The organism is Enemella dayhoffiae (assembly GCF_002250625.1).
Taxonomy (GTDB): domain Bacteria; phylum Actinomycetota; class Actinomycetes; order Propionibacteriales; family Propionibacteriaceae; genus Enemella; species Enemella dayhoffiae.
The window spans coordinates 96,011-114,091 of the sequence record NZ_NMVQ01000005.1; the positions used below are offsets into that span (position 1 = coordinate 96,011).

The window sequence follows — 18,081 nt, forward strand, 5'->3', positions numbered from 1 at the left end:
AGACGACAAAGAAGATCCGGGCGATGCTGTTCGACGCCGCCCACACCGGACGCGAACGGCTGCACCGCTACCGCGGACCCACCAACAACTCACCACCCTGACGGCTGGTTCGAACAACGCGAGTGGCTTCGACGCTGACGCTCGCTCAGCCAGCGTGGGCAACCGCGCCGCGCGCGCCCGAGGGCTCGGGGGTAGGCTGACGAACCAGAGGTGTGACCCCCGTAACACGGGTCCGCCAGGAGTTCTGCCCCGAAGCAAGGAGTTCAGGTGAGCAACGACGCGACCGAGACCGACCACACCGACCGCCGCTACCCTCCGCCGGCCGAGCTGGCCGCGAACGCGAACGTCACCGCCGAGACCCTGGAGAAGTCGTGGGCCGACCCGGAGGCGTTCTGGGCCGAGCAGGCGAAGCGGCTGGACTGGGGCACCGAACCCACCGAGACCCTCGACTGGTCCAACCCGCCGTTCGCCAAGTGGTTCGCCGACGGCACCCTGAATGCCGCCGTCAACTGCGTCGATCGGCACGTGGCCGCGGGCAACGGCGACCGGGTGGCGATCCACTGGCAGGGTGAGCCCACCGACGACACCCGCTCGGTCACCTTCGCCGAGTTGCAGGACGAGGTGTGCCGCGCCGCCAACGCGCTGACCAAGCTCGGCGTCAAGGCCGGCGATCGGGTCGCCATCTATCTCCCGATGATCCCCGAGGCCGTCGTCGCCATGCTCGCGTGCGCCCGGCTCGGCGCTCCGCACACCGTCGTGTTCGGCGGGTTCTCCGCCGACGCCCTGTCCACCCGCATCCTCGACTGCGGGGTCGAGGTGGTGATCACCGCCGACGGCGGCTATCGCCGCGGCGCCCCCTCCGCCCTCAAACCGGCCGTCGACAAGGCGCTGGAGAAGTGCCCCGACGTCCGCTCCGTCCTGGTCGTCAAGCGCACCGGCCAGGACACCGAGATGACCGAGGGCCGCGACGTGTGGTGGGACGACGTGGTGAGCCAGGAGTCCACCGAGCACACCGCCGAGATGTTCCCCGCCGAACAGCCGCTCTACATCATGTACACCTCCGGCTCGACCGGTAAGCCCAAGGGCATCCTGCACACCACCGGCGGCTACCTGGTCGGCACGGCGTACACGCACTGGGGCACGTTCGACCTGAAGCCGGAGACCGACGTCTATTGGTGCGCCGCCGACATCGGCTGGGTGACCGGACACTCCTACCTCGTCTATGGCCCGCTCGCCAACGGCGCGACCAGCGTGATGTACGAGGGCACCCCCGACACCCCGCACAAGGGGCGGTTCTGGGAGATCATCGACAAGTTCAAGGTGAGCATCCTCTACACCGCGCCGACCGCGATCCGCACGTTCATGAAGTGGGGCGCCGACATCCCCGAGAAGTTCGACCTGTCCAGCCTGCGCATGCTGGGTTCGGTCGGCGAGCCGATCAACCCCGAGGCGTACAACTGGTATCGCGAGCACATCGGCCACGACAACTGCCCGGTCGCCGACACCTGGTGGCAGACCGAGACCGGCATGCACATGATCGCTCCAATGCCCGGTGTCGCCACCGGCAAGCCCGGCGCGGCGATGACCCCGGTCCCCGGCATCTCGGTGGACGTGGTCGACGACGAGGGCAAACCGCTCGGCGACGATCAGACCGGGTTGCTGGTCGTGACCAAGCCGTGGCCGGCGATGATGCGGACGCTGTGGAACGAGGAGCAGCGTTACGTCGACACCTACTGGGCGCGGTTCGCCGACCAGGGCTACTACTTCGCCGGCGATGGGGCCAAGAAGGACGCCGACGGCGACATCTGGCTGCTCGGCCGCGTCGACGACGTGATGAACGTGTCCGGCCACCGGATGTCCACCGCAGAGATCGAGTCCTCCCTGGTCGGGCACCCGAAGGTCGCCGAGGCGGCCGTGGTGGGCGCCATCGATGAGACCACCGGTCAGGCGATCGTCGCGTTCGTCATCCTGCGGTCCGGCGCCGAGGGCAGCGGTGAGGAACTGGTGCAGGAACTGCGTACCCACGTGGGCAACGACATCGGCCCGATCGCCAAGCCGCGGCAGATCCTGATCGTGGACGAACTGCCGAAGACCCGCTCCGGCAAGATCATGCGGCGTCTGCTCCGCGACATCGCCGAGGGCCGCGAGGTCGGCGACGTCACCACGCTGACCGACTCGTCGGTGATGAACACGATCAAGGCGGATCTGGACAAGAAGTAGGTCGATGTTGGCTGAGCCTGTCGTTGGCTGAGCCTGTCGTTGGCTGAGCCTGTCGTTGGCTGAGCCTGTCGTTGGCTGAGCCTGTCGAAGCCACGTCCCTTCGACAGGCTCAGGGACCGTACGAAGCCACGTCCCTTCGACTGGCTCTGGGACCGTAAGGGTCACCAGCCGAGCGCGTCGTTCCACTGCTCCTCGAAGCGTTCCCGCATGGTTTGGGTGTACGCGCGGGTGAGGTGGTTGTCGTCCATGTAGACGTACACCCCACCGATCACCCCGGCGCACTCCCCGCCGGGGCAGATCGAGGGGATCAGGTCCATCAGGCGTACGCCCGCATCGCGGGCGCGATCGGTGATCGGGTACGCCGGGCCGAGCTTCTCCCACACCGGTGTCGCGCACGCTGCTGTCCCGTGACGCTGCACGCATTCGGGCATGTTGAACGCCCAGCGCGGATTGTCCCGGATCAGCAGCACCGGCAGCCCTGCCTCGAGCCACGGTTCGACGGCAGCGTCCAGGGTTTCCGACTCCAGCTCCGGCCCGTCCGGCTGCGCCCGGCTGCCGACGGTGAACACCACGTCGGGTCGCTCCTCCAGCACCCAGCGACTGACCTGCTCGTTGTACAACCGACAGTCGGCATCGATGAAGTCGGCCTGCACTCCGATCCGGCAGCGCGGCCGACCGACCACCAGCAGGTCCCAGCGGTGCTCCCGCGCCATCTCGATCAGCACCGTGTTCCACTGGGCCGCGTGCGAGTCGCCGACCACGGCCACCCGCCGGGTCGGCTGCTCGCTGCGGATCTGGCCGCACTGCGACAGCGGAACGCGGTCGGTGATGTCGGGACCGCAGGGGTCCAGCGGCGGCGGCCAGTCGTTGCTGACCCTGGTGTCCCCGGGCGCATAGCCGCCCGCGGGTGCCGAGCAGGGACGCCGCCTGCCAGCGCGTGGTCGCTGGCCCCGCCAGCAGGACCAGGCTGGCCGCCAGCAGCGGTCACAGCGCGGCCGGCCCGGGAAACGCCGCCCGCCCGACCACCAGACCGCCGACCACCACCGCGACCAGCCCGACCCAGCCCAGCACCGTGGCCACGGCGGGCCGCACTCGTGGTTGCCGGCGGTGTAGTCGGTGGCCACCGCGATCAGGAACCAGTTCTGCAGATAGAACAGCGACGCCTCCGCCTGCGCCAGCAGGTCCCACCACCGGGTGGGCGGCAGCAGCAGCCAGCCCCCCAGCAGGGTCGCCACGATCACCAGGGCGGCCGACGGCACCAGTCGCCGGAACCGCCGCAGCAGGTGGTCCAGATAGGAGAACGACCGGCCGCGACGCAGCAACGACCCGGTCAGCAGGTAGGCCGAGATCATCAGGAACACGTCCACCCCGCCGGAGACCCGGCCGGAGCCCCAGATGTGATAGATCACCACCAGCGCGATCGCGAACCCCCGCAGACCGTGGATCTCGGGGCGGTGAGGGCTCCTCGACCGGTTCGGCCGCACCTCGGATCCACTCACCGCCCCCACGCTACGTGACCGGCGTCAAGGCCGCCGCGCGCGCTTGGTACGCCCCATAGCCAGCCGGTAGAGTAGCCCCTCGGTGCGCCGGGAAGTCTGGTCGGCAGTCCCTTCACGACCCTCCTCGAACTCGCTCTGGAGCCCCATGAACCAGCACCGTCCCGACCGGCCACGCCGAGACCGCCTCCCCCGCCTGTTCACGTTCGGCGCGCTGGGGGCCGACGACCTGCGGGTGCTGCCGGAGTTGCTTCGCGGCGAGACGGTGGGCGGCGCGCTGATGCTGGCGGCGACCGTGGCCGCGCTGTTGTGGGCCAACCTCGGGCCGGAGTCCTACGAGGGCTTACGCCACACCTACCTCGGGCCGCTGAACCTGCAGCACTGGGCGGCCGACGGGCTGTTGACGGTCTTCTTCTTCGTCGCCGGATTGGAGCTGAAGCGGGAGTTCGTGTCGGGGTCGTTGTCCCGGCCGCGGGATGCGCTGGTGCCGGTGGTGGCCGCCATCGCCGGGATGGTCGTCCCGGCGGGGATCTATCTGGTCACCAACCTGGTCGGCCGCGACGGGAAACCCACCGGGTGGGCGATCCCGATGGCCACCGATATCGCCTTTGCGCTGGCCATCCTGGCCGCGGTCGGCTCCCGGCTGCCGACCAGCCTGCGGGCGTTTCTGCTCACCCTGGCCATCGTCGACGACCTGGGCGCGATCATCGTGATCGCGGTCGTGTTCACCTCGGGGGTGAGCCTGGCCTGGCTCGCCGGTGCGCTGGGCTGCGCCGGGGTGTGGTGGTTCCTGCAACGCCGCCGGGTCGACCTGGGCTGGGTGTATGTCCCGCTGTTCGTGCTCGGTTGGTGGTGCATGCTCTCCTCGGGCGTCCACGCGACCATCGCCGGGGTGCTCTTCGGCCTGCTGACCCGGTCGACAGCGGAGGATCCGCACGACCCGGCGGATCGTTGGCAGCACTTCTGGCACCCGATCTCGGCGGGAGCCGTGGTACCGATGTTCGCACTGCTGTCCGCAGGCGTCTCGGTGAATCTGCCGGCCCTGCGCGAGGTGTTCACCACCCCGGTGGGGTTGGGCATCGTGCTCGGCCTGGTGCTCGGCAAGCCGATCGGCGTCTTCGGCGGGGCCTACCTGACCGCCCGCTTCACCCGGGCGACCCTGGCCCCGGACCTGCGCTGGCTGGAGGTGTTCTCGGTGAGCATGCTGGCCGGGGTCGGCTTCACCGTGGCGATCTTCGTCTCCGAGCTGGCGTTCGTGGGCGACGAACACCTGGTGTCGGAGGCCAAGGCCGCCGTGCTGATCGCCTCGGCGATCGCCGGCGTGCTGGCCGCGATCGGACTGCGTCGGCGTACGGCGCATCGCGTTGCCCTGCAGCAGGACTCCTGAGGCTGAAGACCTCCCTGCGGGGGTGCATCCGCGCTGATAGTCTCCTGCCATGGCGTACCCACACAACGCGCGGAATGTCGACGAGCCGCAGCCCCAGCATGGCCTCTCGGATGTCGCAAAACTGATCAGCGAGGATGTCAAGGCGCTGGTCCAGGGAGAGATCGCGCTCGCCAAGGCGGAGCTGGTCCCCTCGGCGAAGCACGCCGGTGTCGGCGCCGGACTGTTCGGTGGCGCGGGCTACTTCGCGATGAACGGCCTCTCGCTGCTGTTCATCGCCGGCGCGCTGGGCATCGCCGCGCTGTTCAAGGCGCCGACCGGTTGGATCGCGCTGGGGTTCGTGATCATGGCCGTGGTGGTGTTCGTCATCGCCGGCATCCTGGCGCTGGTCGGCAAGGGCCAGCTCCAGAAGGTGAAGGGCCCGGAGCGGACGATCGAACAGGCGCAGACCACCATCGAGACGATCAAGGGCTCGATCGCGCGCGCCACCGCGGACGCCAAGACCAAGGAGCTGGAGCGCAAGAACTTCCGGCACCCGGAGCGGGTCGACCTGCGCTGAGGCGTACGCCCGTTCCTCACCAGCGTCTGGAGCGCCGGTCTGAACCGGCGGCGCCGAAGGAGTAGCCTCGTCGGTGATGTCCACGATGAACCTGCCCACCGAGGCCCGCACGCTGTGGGGCTGGGGGCGCACCGCCCCCACCACCGCCCAAGTCCTGTCGACCCCCGACGTCGAGTTGATCGCGTCGGCCGTTGCCCAGGTCGCCGACGCCAACGCCGACAAGCCGTCCCACCTGCGCCGTGGCGTGATCGCCCGCGGGCTGGGACGTTCCTATGGGGACGTCGCCCAGAACTCGGGTGGCCTGGTGATCGACATGACCCCGGTCAACCGGATCCACTCGATCGACGGGTCGACGGCGATCGTCGACCTCGACGCCGGCGTCGACCTGGAGACGCTGATGAAGGCGGCTCTTCCGTTCGGGTTGTGGGTGCCGGTCCTTCCGGGTACGCGGCAGGTCACCATCGGCGGCGCGATCGGCAACGACATCCACGGCAAGAACCACCACTCGGCGGGCTCCTTCGGCAACCACGTCACCGAGTTGTCGCTGCTGGTCGCCGACGGCCGGGTGCTCACGCTGTCCCCCGACGGTTCACCCGATGACCCGACCGCCGACCTGTTCTGGGCCACGATCGGCGGGATGGGGCTGACCGGCATCATCCTGCGCGCCAAGCTCCGGATGACGCGTACCGAGACGGCGTACTTTCTCGCCGACGACGACCAGACGCACACCCTGGACGAGACGATCGCGCTGCACAGCGACGGTTCGGAGTCGAAATACACCTATTCCTCGGCCTGGTTCGACGCGATCTCCGCGCCGCCGAAGCTCGGCCGGGCCGCGATCTCCCGCGGCAGCCTGGCCACCCTGGATCAGCTGAAGGAGTTTGCCCCGAAGCTGGCCAAGGACCCGCTCGCGTTCAACGCGCCGACCCTGCTCACCTTCCCCGACATCTTCCCCAACGGGCTGGCCAACAAGCTGACCTTCTCGATGGTCGGTGAGGCCTACTACCGGATGGGCGGAACCCACCGGAACAAGATCAAGAATTTGACGCAGTTCTATCACATGCTCGACCTCTTCGGAGAGTGGAACCGGGCGATGGGTCCGGCGGGATTCCTGCAATATCAGACATTGGTGCCGACCGACGCGGTCGAGCCGTTCAAACAGGTGATCCGCGACATCCAGTCCTCGGGGCACTATTCGTTCCTGAACGTGTTCAAGCTGTTCGGGCCGGGCAACCGGGCGCCGCTGTCCTTCCCGATGGAGGGGTGGAACGTGTGTGTCGACTTCCCGATCAAGAAGGGACTCGGCGAGTTCTGCAACCAGCTCGACCGGCAGATCATGGAGTTCGGCGGACGTGTCTACACCGCCAAGGATTCCCGGGTGTCGGCGCAGAACTTCCGCCGGATGTACCCGCGCACCGACGAATGGGTGACGGTACGCCGCCAGGTCGACCCCACCGCCGTCTTCGCCTCCGACATGGCTCGTCGCCTCGAGCTGATCTGACGAAAGGAAACCCATGATCGACGCCGTCGGCAACCCGCAGAAGATCCTGCTGCTCGGAGGCAGCTCGGAGATCGGGCTCGCCATCTGTGCCGAATTCCTCGGCCGCCAGCCGGCCAAGGTGGTGCTCGCCGGGCTCGCCAACGACCCGCAGCGCGATGCCGCGATCAACGAACTGCGGGCCGCCGGCGCCTCCGAGGTGACCTGGCTCGACTTCGACGCGGTCGACTTCTCCTCCCACCCGGCGACGATCGAGCAGGCGTGGGCCGGTGGCGACGTCGACGTCGCCATCGTCGCCTTCGGCATGCTCGGCGATCCCGAGGAGCTGTGGCAGGACCAGGCCAAGGCGGTCTTCGCCTGCCACCTCAACTACACCGGAGCGGTCTCGGTCGGCGTCCTGCTCGGGCAGAAGATGAAGGACCAGGGCTTCGGCCAGATCATCGCCATGAGCTCGGCCGCCGGGATGCGGGTGCGCCGCTCCAACTTCGTCTACGGCTCCACCAAGGCCGGCTTGGACGGGTTCTACACCAACCTCGGTGAGGCGCTCGAACCGTTCGGCCCGCGCGTGCTGGTGATCCGCCCCGGTCAGGTGCGCACCCGGATGTCCAACCACCTCAAGGAAGCCCCGCTGACCGTCGACAAGAGCGAGGTCGCCTCCATCGCCGTCGAGGGCACCCGGAAGAAGAAGGCGATCGCCTGGGCGCCGGCCCCGTTCCAGCTGGTGATGCTGGTGCTGCAGCACATCCCGCGGCCGATCTTCAAGAAACTGCCAATCTGAGTCCTATCCGTTGAAGGCGCGATAGAGCGCGAGAGCCAACCCAGTCCGGTCGCGCTGCTGCATCTTGCGCAGCAGATTGGACACGTGGTTCTTGACCGTGCCCTCGGCCAGCACCAGATCGGTTGCGATCTCGACATTCGTCATGCCTTTGGCGACCCGCTCGCCAACCAGCCGCTCGGCCCTGGTGAGCACCGCCAGCGGATCCTCTGGAGCAGCGGAATCGCCGCCGGACAAGGCGATCCGGGCCACCCGCGGATCGATCACCAGGCCGCCGTCGGCCACCTCGCGAATGGCCTCGGCCAGCCGGTCGGTGGACACGTCCTTGAGCAGGAATCCCGCCGCCCCGGCGCCGAGCGAGCCGAGCACGATCTCCTCGTCGTCAAAGGTGGTCAGCACCAGCACCGGCAACTCGGGGTGGCTGGTGTGCAGTGCCGACACCAGCTCCAACCCGTCCATCCCCGGCATCCGCGCGTCGGTGAGCACGACATCGGGGGAACAGCGTGGGAGCATGGCCAGCGCCTCACGGCCGTCCGATGCCTCCCCCACCACCTCGAGCCCCTCGGCCGTCTCCAGCAGCATTCGCAGGCCGCGACGCAGCAACTGCTGATCATCGACCACGAGCAGGCGGGTCACCGCCCCGCCCCCGCCGGGACGACGCCGCTGAGGCGTACCCCCCGTTCTGCCACGCGTGCAGAGAATCCGCCACCCAACTGCTCTGCCCTCTCGGCCAGCGACCGCAACCCGAAACCGGGCTCCGCCCCGGACAGTTCGGGGGCTCCGCTCTCCGCACCGTTGTCCTCCAGTTCGATTCGGATCCCCTCCTGCTGCCAGTGCACGGTGATCTCCACCTCGTCGGCGCCCGAGTGCCGCAACACGTTGGTCAGCCCCTCCTGCACCAGCCGGTAGGCGAACAGCGACGCCTCCCGGCCGAGAGGGCACTCGCTGCCGGTCTGCCGGATCCGAACCGTCAGCCCCGTCCCCCGGAAGCTGTCCGCAATCGCTTCGAAGGCTGCGATTCCGGACAGGTCGGTCTCACGAGGCGGATTCAGCGCGCGCACCCAGCGACGCATGTACGCCAGCGCCTCGCTCGCCTGCTGGCGCGCCCGCCCCACCTCGGCGAACGCCTGCTCGGGAGCGGATTCCCGGACGCGCTCGGCGTACTCGAGGCTCATCCCGATCAGGGTCAGCCGGTGACCGAGCCCGTCGTGCAGCTCGCGGGCGGATCGAGACCGTTCGTCGGCGAGCATCAGCTCCTTCTCCACATCGTGGCGGGCCCGCAGTTCGGTCACCAGACGCAGGTTGGTCCGGCGCTCGGACTCCAACTCCCGCAGCAGTTGGCCGAGCACCAACCCCAGACCGCCAAGTACTGCCGCCGCCACCGACTCGAGCAGGATGCTCTCCCAGTCCCGACCCCACAGGTACATCGCCACTGCCCCGACCGCAGCGAAGAACAGCAGGCCGACCACCCCCTGCCCCAGGCCCGCGTCCGCCACCACGAGACAGATCGCCAGGAGGGTCAGCAGCAACGGAACCGCACCGCCGCCGCCCAATGCGGCCAGCGCGGCGGCGACGACCAGCAACTGCAACCAGAGATGCCTCGGCCGCAGCCGCCAGCTCAGCCAGCAGCCGGCGGTGAGCAGGCTGCCGGCCACCCCGGCCGGGGTGGTCCACCGCGTCGGTGCCGTGGCGGAGAGAACCGACAGCAGGTTGATCAGGGACAGCACCCCGACCAGCACATCGAGCAGCACCAGCATTCGACGCGACAGGCCCATGCCCACCAGCGTACGGGGCTGGAGACTCGACACGGTCATGACTGGAGTCACCACTCCACCACGGAAATGGTGACCGAGGACAGGTCCGCCGGCGCCTGCGGCGCGGCCACACTGAGACCATGACGATCGCCGAACCATCACTCGCCTCCGACCAACCGACCACGAAGCGCGGCGCTCTGCACCGTCGTCTTCCGTTCGCAGTCTGTGTCCTGCTCGCGACGGTGATGATGTTCGCCAACTATGTGATCGCCGTTCCGGTGACGCTGATCCCCGGCGTCGAGCGGATGGCCCAGAAATCGATCGTCGGACAGGTTGTCCTGCGGTCGGTGGGTTCCCTGCTCACTCTGGCCACGGCCGTGCTGCTGGTGTGGTTGGCCACCCGATTCGTGCTGCGCGGGCGGCTCCGCGACGTCGGGTGGCTGACCAGCCGCGACTCGTGGTGGTTGTTCGGCCTGGGTTGGGCCGCCAGCCTGGTCGCGGTCGTCCTGCCGACGGTGCTGCTTCCCATGGCCAATCTGGCCCAGCACACCCCGATTCCCCCGGCGCAGTGGCAGAGCATGACCGCGGGCACGGTGATCGCCGCCGTCGTCGGCCAGACGATGGCCGGCGTGGCGCTGCAGGGAATCCCGGAGGAGCTGGTGTGGCGCGGCTGGTTGATGAACTGCCTGCGCACCCGCCCCCGCCTCGCCCTGGTCGTCTCGGCCGTGATGTTCGGCGCCCTGCACATCATCTCCAACGGTGGCCAGGAAACCGTGGTCGATCGGATCGTCTACGTCGTGATGGCGATGGCATTCGCGTTCTGCGGTGGGGCGATGGCGCTGCGGCTGGGTTCGCTGTGGCCCGCGATCGGCGTACACGCGGGGTTGCACCTGACCAACCTGATCCTGAACTTCACCCCGTTGAACGCCGCTGGTTCGTTCGTCTGGGGTGCCCAGGCATTCATCTGGGTGGCGATCGGCACGGTGCTGCTGGCGGGCTGGAAGGGCAGCGAGGTGGCGTACCGGCGCTGACCGGGGCGCTCAGTCGTCGAGGTCGACCCAGTCCATGCCGCGGGTCGTCGCCCACTCCCGGGCGGCGGCCCGCAGCGATTCGTCCACCCCGCGACCGGTCAGGTCGGCGGGGACGAAGAGTCGCTCGGCGCGCAGCGCTCCCCCTCCGGTACGCCCGGGCCACGGCAGCGGCCGGGTGCGGGCGGTCAGCAGCAGTCCGGCGTGCCGGCCGTCGAGCTCGGCCCACCAGGCCGGGTGCTGATCGCGATACTCCAGCCACGCGTCGGCGAATCGGTCCAGGAAACCCGGTCCCGGGTCCAGCCCCTCCGCGCGGGCAGCCTGGATCGTGAGGGCCCCCACCAGGAGCGCGTCCGCGGCGCCGGCCTGGCGGATTCGTGGCCCGATCATGGTGCAGATGCTGCCACAACCGACGGGGTGCGTGGGGCGATGTCAGTGCCGGCCGGTTGACTGGGACCCATGACGGCTGACACCCCCCACCTCGACGACGACGCCCTGACGGTGCTGCGCCGGCTCACCGGCCGACCCGACGCCACCTTCCGCGACGGCCAGCTGGAGGCGATCAAGGCGCTGGTCGAGCAGCGACAGCGGGTGCTGGTGGTGCAACGCACCGGTTGGGGCAAGTCGGCGGTCTATTTCGTCGCCTCCCTGCTGCGCCGCCAGCGCGGGTCCGGGCCGACGCTGATCGTCTCCCCGTTGCTGGCGCTGATGCGCGACCAGGTCGCCGCGGCCGAACGGGCCGGCGTACGCACCGCCGCGATCAACTCCGCCAACGTGACCGAGTGGGACGAGGTGATCGACCGGCTGCGCGCCGACGAGCTCGACCTGCTGCTGGTCTCCCCCGAGCGGCTGACCAACCCGCGCTTCCGGGACACGGTGCTGCCCGCCCTGCTCGACCGGCTCGGGCTGCTGGTGGTCGACGAGGCGCACTGCATCTCCGACTGGGGCCACGACTTCCGGCCCGACTATCGCCGGATCCGGGAGCTGATCGCCGACCTGGCTGCGGATGTACCGGTGCTCGCCACCACCGCCACCGCGAACGAGCGGGTGGTCACCGACGTCGCCGAACAGCTCGGCGGCGGCGGGCACCGAGTGCTCACCCTGCGCGGTCCGCTCGCCCGCGACTCACTCCGGCTCGGTGTGCTCACCCTGCAGACCTCGCGGCAACGGCTGGGCTGGCTGCTCGCCCACCTGGCTGAGCTGCCGGGTTCGGGCATCATCTACGCGCTCACCGTGTCCGCGGCCGAGGACACGGCCCGACTGCTCGCCGACGCAGGGCTTCCGGTCAAGGCCTACACCGGACGCACCGACCCGGCCGAGCGCGAGGCCGCCGAGCAGGCGTTGCAGGACAACCGGGTCAAGGCGCTGGTGGCGACCAGTGCGCTCGGCATGGGGTTCGACAAACCCGATCTCGGGTTCGTGGTGCACCTGGGCGCGCCGAGCTCACCGGTCGCCTACTACCAGCAGGTGGGGCGCGCGGGTCGCGCCACCGACCGGGCCGACGTGCTGCTGCTGCCCGGGGTGGAGGACCGCGACATCTGGCACTACTTCGCCACCGTGTCCATGCCCACCCCGCACAAGGTGGGGCAGGTGCTGACCGCGCTCGAGCAGGCCGACAAACCGCTCAGCGTCGGCGCGCTGGAGGCCCGGGTCGACCTGCGCCGCTCCCCGCTGGAACTGCTGCTGAAGGTGCTCGCCGTCGACGGGGCGGTCGAGAAGGTGGGCGGCGGCTGGCAGCGCACCGGCACCGACTGGAGCTATGACGAGGAACGCTACGGCCGGATCGAGGAGGCTCGCCAGCGCGAGCAGCAGGCGATGCTCGACTATGAGAGCGGCTCGGCCTGCCGGATGGAGTTCCTCACCCGACAACTCGACGACCCCACCGCCGCCGCCTGCGGACGCTGCGACAACTGTCAGCGGGCCGCCGGAGAGCCGGTCTGGTTCTCCGCCGACGTGCCGGCCGACTGGGTGGAGAAGGCCGAGGCCGGGCTGGCGCGGGTCGGTGTACCGATCGAGCCCAGGGTCCAGTGGCCGTCCGGGATGGATCGGCTGTCGGTGCCGGTGAAGGGCAGGATCCCGGCCGAGGAGGCGTACGCCGAGGGACGCGCGGTGGCCCGGTTGACCGACCTCGGCCACGGCGCCGCGCTGCGTTCGCTGTTCGTCAACGACGACCAGGGCAACCCGGTGGACGCCGAGGTGCCGGCCAACCTGGCCCGGGCCTGCGTCGAGGTGCTGCGCGAGTGGGGGTGGGGCGAGCGGCCGGTGGCGGTGCTCTCGATCGGGTCCCTGTCGCGACCCCGGTTGGTCCGCTCGCTGGCCGAGGGGCTGGCCCGGGTGGGCCGGTTGACGGATCTGGGGACACTGGCGGTACGCCCGGAGTTGCCGCAACCGGGTCCTGGCAACAGCGCCTATCGGCTGGCCTCGCTGTGGCAGCGGTTCGAGTTATCGGCCGAGCAACGGTCGGCGCTGGCCGGGCTGAGCGGGCCGGTGCTGCTGGTCGACGACCTGGTCGACTCGCGGTGGACCATGACGGTGGCCGCGCGGGAGGTACGCCTGGCCGGCGCCCCCGCGGTGCTCCCGTTCGCCCTGGCGCTGGCCGGCTGAAGACCCCTGAGCCTGTCGAAGGGTCCCTGAGCCTGTCGAAGGGCTAGTCCGGCCTTGGCGCCCACCTTGTCGGTGAACGCATCCGCGGCCTTGCCCGCGTTCTCGCCGGTGACCTGCTTGGAGGCCGCGCTGCCCTCCTCGGTGGCCTGGCCGACCTTGCCGCCCATGTGCATCCAGCGTTGGCCATAGCCGAAGGCGGCAGCCTCGTCACCCTCCGGCCGCTGCTGGCCGGTACTGTTCAGAGAGGCGACGAGGGGTGGGGGCAGCTCGAGCAGGCTCATCGGTTTGCTCCGGGGCCCTTCGGCACCCTACGACGGGTGGGGTTCGCCTCGGGAGGGGATCCGGATTGTTCCGGGACACTCGTCCACGGGCGGAGGATCAGCCGACCGCGACCGGAAGTGCGCGCAGCCGGGCGGCCTCGGCGCTGGCGTCGTCGGGTTGGGCCTCCGCCGCGGCCTCGGCCGCGGCTGCTGCGGCGTACGCCTGTTGCTCCTGCTGGACGGTCTCGACGTCCCAGCCGAGCAGCGGGGCCACCACCTCGGACAGGTCCTCGAGCGCGGAGACCCCCCGGTCGCGGGTCTCGAAGCCGAGCCGGATCCGGTGGTTGAGAATGTCGGCCAGGTGCAGCGCACCCTCGTGCAGCACGGCGAACGCGGCCTCCACCTTGAGGTACGCCGGGGCGCTCGGCAGCGGCTCGGCCCACTCGGGATGCTCAGCGATCAACTCCAGCAGCACCGCGACCTCGGTGCCGTAGCGACCGAGCAGGTGCTCCACACGGTCCTCGGTCCAGCCGAATTCGCCAGCCTGGTTGGCGAATCGGCGGCTGGCGGCCTCAAGGCCGGCGGCGCCGACGAGCGGGGTGCGGGCGGTGACCGACGGGAGCGCCTTGGCCATCTGGCTGCCGAGGGCATAGTCGACGGCGTCCTCGGCCATCGCGCGATAGGTGGTCAGCTTGCCGCCGGCGATCACCACCAGCCCCGGGGCGACCTCGGCCACGGTGTGCTCGCGGGACACCTTGGTGGAGCTGGTCTCCCCGTCCCCTGCGGTGTCCTCGGTGGGTTGGACCAGGGGACGCAGCCCGGCGTAGGTGCCGATGACGTCCTCGCGGGTCAGGTTGCTGGAGAGCACCTTGTTGGCGTGCTCGAGGATATAGTCGATGTCGGCGGTGGTGGCCACCGGATATTGACGCGAGTGGTGCCAGGCGGTGTCGGTGGTGCCAACGATCCAATAGCGCTGCCACGGGATGATGAACAACACCGACTTCTCGGTGCGCAGGAACAGCCCTGTGCTTCCGTTGATCCGCTCCTTCGGGAAGACCAGGTGGATTCCCTTGCTGGCCAGGACTTTCAGCCCCTCGCCGGACTGGGTGTGGTCGCGGCTGGCGAGCTCCTCGGAGTCCTCGGTCCACACGCCGGTGGAGTTGATCACTCGGCTGGCGCGGATCGTGTGCTCGGTGCCGGTCTCCAGGTCGCGGACCACCGCCCCGGTCACCCGGCCGCGGTCGTTGCGGGGGAAATCCACCACCTGGGTGCGGGAGGCGGCGTACGCCCCATAGCCGACGGCCGTGCGGACCAGTCCCAGCACCAGGCGGGCATCGTCAACCCTGGCGTCGAAATAGCGGATCGCGCCGGTCAGCTGGTCGGGGCGGATGTCCGGAAAAGCTTCCAGGGCACCCTTTCTGGTGTAGTGCCGCTGCACCGGAACCGGATGCCCCTGCGCGCCCGCCCGCGCCATCACGTCATAGAGACCGACACCGACCGCAGAATAGGAACGCTCGATCACCGGCATCTTCAACGGCCACAGAAAAGGCTGCTCCTTGACCAGGTGCGGGGCGGTGGTCGACAGCAGCAGACCACGTTCCCGGAGAGCTTCATGCACGAGCGCGAAGTCGAGGTTGTAGAGGTAGCGCAGCCCGCCGTGCACCAGCTTGCTGGAGCGCGAGGAGGTGCCCTGGGCCCAGTCCTGCATCTCCACGATTCCGGTGCGCAGGCCACGGGTCGCGGCGTCGAGGGCGATACCGGCGCCGGTGACCCCGCCGCCAACCACCAGCACGTCCAGGCCCTCCTCGTCGGACATGGCGGCCAGTGCCGCCAGCCGGGACTTCGGGTTCAAGCTCGTCGACTCCACTACTCCTCCTCAGGTTTTGCCGTTACCATCGTGTGCGATGATGCACGAATGGGCAAGCCTTCTGCACAAACGTGCAGAAGGGAGGTGGTGACGTGGGCGATCGTGAGGATCAGGCCTACCTGGCGGCCGAGCTCTACTACCTGCAGGACGAGACAATGGAGGCGATCGCCGCACGGCTGGGCGTGTCCCGTTCCACGGTGTCCCGATTGCTGGCGACCGCCCGGGACGAGGGGTGGGTGCGGATCACGCTGGCCCCCCGCCCCGGGGACGACTCCGAGCTGGCGGGCAGCCTGCGTCGCGAGTTCGGGGTACGCCCCCACCTGGTCCCGACCCGCGCCAACGCGGGGGCCGAGCAGCGGCTGGACCACATCGCCACGGCAGCGGCCAGGTTGGTGGAGTCGCTGGTCCACCCCGGTGGCAGTCTGGGCGTGGCGTGGGGCACCACGGTGGCGGCGGTGGCGCAACGACTGAGGCGTACGCCTGCGGCGGGCTCGGCGATCGTCCAGCTGAACGGCTCGGCCAACTCGACCACCTCGGGGATTCCCTATTCCGAAAGCATTCTGGCCACCGCCGCGGAGGCGTTCGACGCTGAGGTGCACTGGTTTCCGGTGCCGGCCTTCTTCGACTTCGCCAGCACCAAGCAGGCGCTGTGGCGCGAGCGCAGCATCGCCGGAGTGCTGGCGCGTCAGCAGTCCTGCGACCTGGCGCTGTTCGGGGTGGGCAGCTTCGGCGGGCGGCAGGCCAGCCACGTCTACACCTCGGGCTATCTCGACGAGGTGACCATGACCGAACTGGCGGCGGCCGGTGTGGTGGGCGACGTGTGTACCGTGCTGCTGCGCGCCGACGGGTCGTACGCCGACCTGGCCATCAACGACCGCGCGTCTGGGCCGACGCCGGCGGAGCTGCAACGTATTCCGCGCCGGGTGTGCGTGGTGTCGGGTGGGCACAAGGTACGCGCCACCCTCGCCGCGCTGCGCGCCCGCGTCGCCACCGACCTGGTGATCGACGAACTCACCGCCCGGGAGTTGCTGCGCACGCACCGCTCCAGCGGAGGTCGGCCGGCGCGGCACAGCGCCAGGTGAGCAATTTCGGTCGGGCGCGGACAGCCCGCGGGAGCCGATACTTGCTGACATGACCGGCCGTGATCGCCTTCGAGAACTCCTGGACGCCGTGCTCGATGCGGAGCCCTCCCTGACCGAGATGGCCGCGGCGGCGCACTCCTCGCCCTTCCACTTCGGCCGCCAGGTCACCCGGTTGGCCGGCGAGGCGCCGATGGCCCTGCGTCGCCGGGTCGAGCTCGAACGCGCGGCCTGGCTGCTGCAGCGCGGCGCCAACGTCACCGAGACTGCGTTCGGAGCCGGCTACGACAGCGTGAACGGATTCTCCCGGGCGTACCGGCGCGCGTTCGGGTTCGCCCCCAGCGAGACGCCGCCCGCGAGCAGCCGCGGGCACTGGCTGTCCGCACCGAACGGGATCCACTTCCACTCGCCGACGGCCCTCTACGTCGACGCTGCGGCCGGGGGCGGTGCGGGTGATCCGGTGCTCGGCATCCTGATCCGTCAGGACTGCGAGGATGTGAGTGCGCTGATGTCGGTGGCGCAATCCCTGTCGGCAACGCAACTCCATCAGGTACGTCTGCCGGGGGCCGTCTGCTTGGCCTGGGACGGGCCGGAGGAAACTTTGTGGCAGTTGTTGCGGAACCTCGTGCTGGCGAAGGGGCCGTGGCTGGCTGCTATCGAGGGGGAGGACCAACCGGACCTGTCCGCGATCGGCGACCTGAACGCGCTGGCCGAACACCACCGGGAGGTGGTCCCGCGCTGGCTCCGCCTGCTCGACGAGGTGGATGCCCGGGGCGGTTGGGGCGATCGCATCGTCGACGCCCTGTGCACCCCACCGGAGAGTTTCGTGCTCTGTCAGGTGGTGGCGCACGTGCTCACCTTTTCGGCGCACCGCCGTCAGGTGGCCCGCTGGATGCTCCGCGATGCCGGATGCGACCTGTCCGACCCCGCCCTCGACCCCGATCCGATCACCTGGCACCGACGACACAGTGGAGGGACCACATGACTCGCTACCGCTTCTATACCGCAACCACCCTGGACGGCTACCTCGCCGACGAGAACGACTCCCTGGACTGGCTGTTCACCCAACCGCAGGGCAGCGAGCAGGAGCAACGGGCGGATCCCGAGGCGACGCAGTCCTATCCGGACTTCATCGCCGGCGTCGGTGCGCTGGCGATGGGTGCCACCACCTATCAGTGGGTGCTGGACGAGATCACGGCCAAGGGTGAGCAGTGGCCCTATTCCCAACCCTGCCTGGTGTTCACCCACCGCCGACTGGAACCGGCCGCGGCCAACGTGCGGCTCGTGCAGGGCTCACCGGCCGCGCACCGGGCCGAGCTCGAGGAGGCGGCGCAGGACAAGGACGTCTGGGTGGTCGGCGGCGGGGACCTGGCCTGCCAGTTCGCCGAGGAGGGGATGCTGGATGACCTGCTGCTGTCCATCGCCCCGGTGACTCTGGGCGCAGGACGCCCGCTGTTTCCTCGCGCGTTCGACCTGGAGCTGGTCCGCCACGGCCGCAACGGCGCCTTCCTGTGCGCCAGCTACCGGGTGGTGGGGGCGCGCCGGGCTTCTTGACCC

At 69.6% G+C, this 18,081-nt stretch carries 15 protein-coding genes; 10 read left to right on the forward strand and 5 right to left on the reverse strand.

Features of this window, described 5'->3' with window-relative positions; translation table 11 throughout:
- The first annotated feature begins 267 nt into the window (after positions 1–267).
- Positions 268–2,220: an acetate--CoA ligase gene (gene acs / locus CGZ93_RS04900; protein WP_094363038.1), complete on the forward strand. Its 1,953-nt coding sequence runs from the start codon at positions 268–270 to the stop codon at positions 2,218–2,220.
- A gap of 161 nt (positions 2,221–2,381) precedes the next feature.
- Here the strand turns inward: acs and CGZ93_RS04905 are convergent, their stop codons facing one another.
- The gene (locus CGZ93_RS04905) at positions 2,382–3,719 is read right to left on the reverse strand and encodes an acyltransferase family protein (RefSeq protein WP_141211084.1); all 1,338 of its coding nucleotides are present in this window, start codon (positions 3,717–3,719) and stop codon (positions 2,382–2,384) included.
- 145 nt (positions 3,720–3,864) lie between these two features.
- On the opposite strand from CGZ93_RS04905, the gene nhaA reads away from it, so the two are divergent.
- The 4 genes from nhaA (at position 3,865) to CGZ93_RS04925 (ending at position 7,935) form a co-directional block, all read left to right on the forward strand.
- On the forward strand, positions 3,865–5,103 hold the full coding sequence (gene nhaA / locus CGZ93_RS04910) for a Na+/H+ antiporter NhaA (protein ID WP_094363040.1): 1,239 nt from the start codon (positions 3,865–3,867) through the stop codon (positions 5,101–5,103).
- Positions 5,104–5,152: 49 nt separating this feature from the next.
- Entirely contained in the window at positions 5,153–5,659 is a 507-nt protein-coding gene (locus tag CGZ93_RS04915; protein ID WP_094363041.1) for a phage holin family protein, read from the forward strand.
- Between the two features lie 76 nt (positions 5,660–5,735).
- A complete protein-coding gene (locus CGZ93_RS04920) occupies positions 5,736–7,160 on the forward strand; it encodes an FAD-binding oxidoreductase (protein ID WP_176451633.1) in 1,425 nt (474 codons plus the stop codon).
- Positions 7,161–7,173: 13 nt separating this feature from the next.
- Positions 7,174–7,935, forward strand: coding sequence for a decaprenylphospho-beta-D-erythro-pentofuranosid-2-ulose 2-reductase (locus tag CGZ93_RS04925; RefSeq protein WP_094363042.1), 762 nt, complete (start codon positions 7,174–7,176; stop codon positions 7,933–7,935).
- A gap of 3 nt (positions 7,936–7,938) precedes the next feature.
- On the opposite strand, the gene CGZ93_RS04930 is transcribed toward CGZ93_RS04925, so the two are convergent.
- Together CGZ93_RS04930 and CGZ93_RS04935 are read right to left on the reverse strand one after the other, a co-directional pair.
- Positions 7,939–8,568 carry a response regulator gene (locus CGZ93_RS04930; protein ID WP_094363043.1) on the reverse strand — a complete coding sequence of 210 codons (630 nt, stop codon included), beginning with the start codon at positions 8,566–8,568 and terminating at the stop codon, positions 7,939–7,941.
- A complete protein-coding gene (locus CGZ93_RS04935; RefSeq protein WP_176451634.1) occupies positions 8,565–9,707 on the reverse strand; it encodes a sensor histidine kinase in 1,143 nt (380 codons plus the stop codon). The genes CGZ93_RS04930 and CGZ93_RS04935 overlap by 4 nt, the downstream gene beginning before the upstream one ends.
- Positions 9,708–9,826: 119 nt before the next feature.
- Here CGZ93_RS04935 and CGZ93_RS04940 point away from each other — a divergent pair, with 119 nt between their 5' ends.
- Positions 9,827–10,717 carry a CPBP family intramembrane glutamic endopeptidase gene (locus CGZ93_RS04940; protein WP_094363045.1) on the forward strand — a complete coding sequence of 297 codons (891 nt, stop codon included), beginning with the start codon at positions 9,827–9,829 and terminating at the stop codon, positions 10,715–10,717.
- A gap of 9 nt (positions 10,718–10,726) precedes the next feature.
- On the opposite strand, the gene CGZ93_RS04945 is transcribed toward CGZ93_RS04940, so the two are convergent.
- On the reverse strand, positions 10,727–11,104 hold the full coding sequence (locus CGZ93_RS04945; protein WP_094363046.1) for a hypothetical protein: 378 nt from the start codon (positions 11,102–11,104) through the stop codon (positions 10,727–10,729).
- A gap of 69 nt (positions 11,105–11,173) precedes the next feature.
- On the opposite strand from CGZ93_RS04945, the gene CGZ93_RS04950 reads away from it, so the two are divergent.
- The gene (locus tag CGZ93_RS04950) at positions 11,174–13,318 is read left to right on the forward strand and encodes a RecQ family ATP-dependent DNA helicase (RefSeq protein ID WP_094363047.1); all 2,145 of its coding nucleotides are present in this window, start codon (positions 11,174–11,176) and stop codon (positions 13,316–13,318) included.
- A 378-nt stretch (positions 13,319–13,696) separates the two neighbouring features.
- On the opposite strand, the gene CGZ93_RS04955 is transcribed toward CGZ93_RS04950, so the two are convergent.
- Complete coding sequence (locus tag CGZ93_RS04955) at positions 13,697–15,445, reverse strand: glycerol-3-phosphate dehydrogenase/oxidase (RefSeq protein WP_324252432.1); 1,749 nt, start codon at positions 15,443–15,445, stop codon at positions 13,697–13,699.
- 92 nt (positions 15,446–15,537) lie between these two features.
- On the opposite strand from CGZ93_RS04955, the gene CGZ93_RS04960 reads away from it, so the two are divergent.
- Genes CGZ93_RS04960 through CGZ93_RS04970 form a run of 3 tightly spaced genes read left to right on the forward strand, consistent with a single transcriptional unit; the run spans position 15,538 to position 18,078 of the window.
- Complete coding sequence (locus tag CGZ93_RS04960; protein WP_094363048.1) at positions 15,538–16,527, forward strand: sugar-binding transcriptional regulator; 990 nt, start codon at positions 15,538–15,540, stop codon at positions 16,525–16,527.
- A gap of 49 nt (positions 16,528–16,576) precedes the next feature.
- The gene (locus CGZ93_RS04965) at positions 16,577–17,509 is read left to right on the forward strand and encodes a helix-turn-helix transcriptional regulator (protein ID WP_094363049.1); all 933 of its coding nucleotides are present in this window, start codon (positions 16,577–16,579) and stop codon (positions 17,507–17,509) included.
- The gene (locus CGZ93_RS04970; protein ID WP_094363050.1) at positions 17,506–18,078 is read left to right on the forward strand and encodes a dihydrofolate reductase family protein; all 573 of its coding nucleotides are present in this window, start codon (positions 17,506–17,508) and stop codon (positions 18,076–18,078) included. Before CGZ93_RS04965 ends, CGZ93_RS04970 begins: the two co-directional genes overlap by 4 nt.
- Positions 18,079–18,081: the final 3 nt, after the last annotated feature.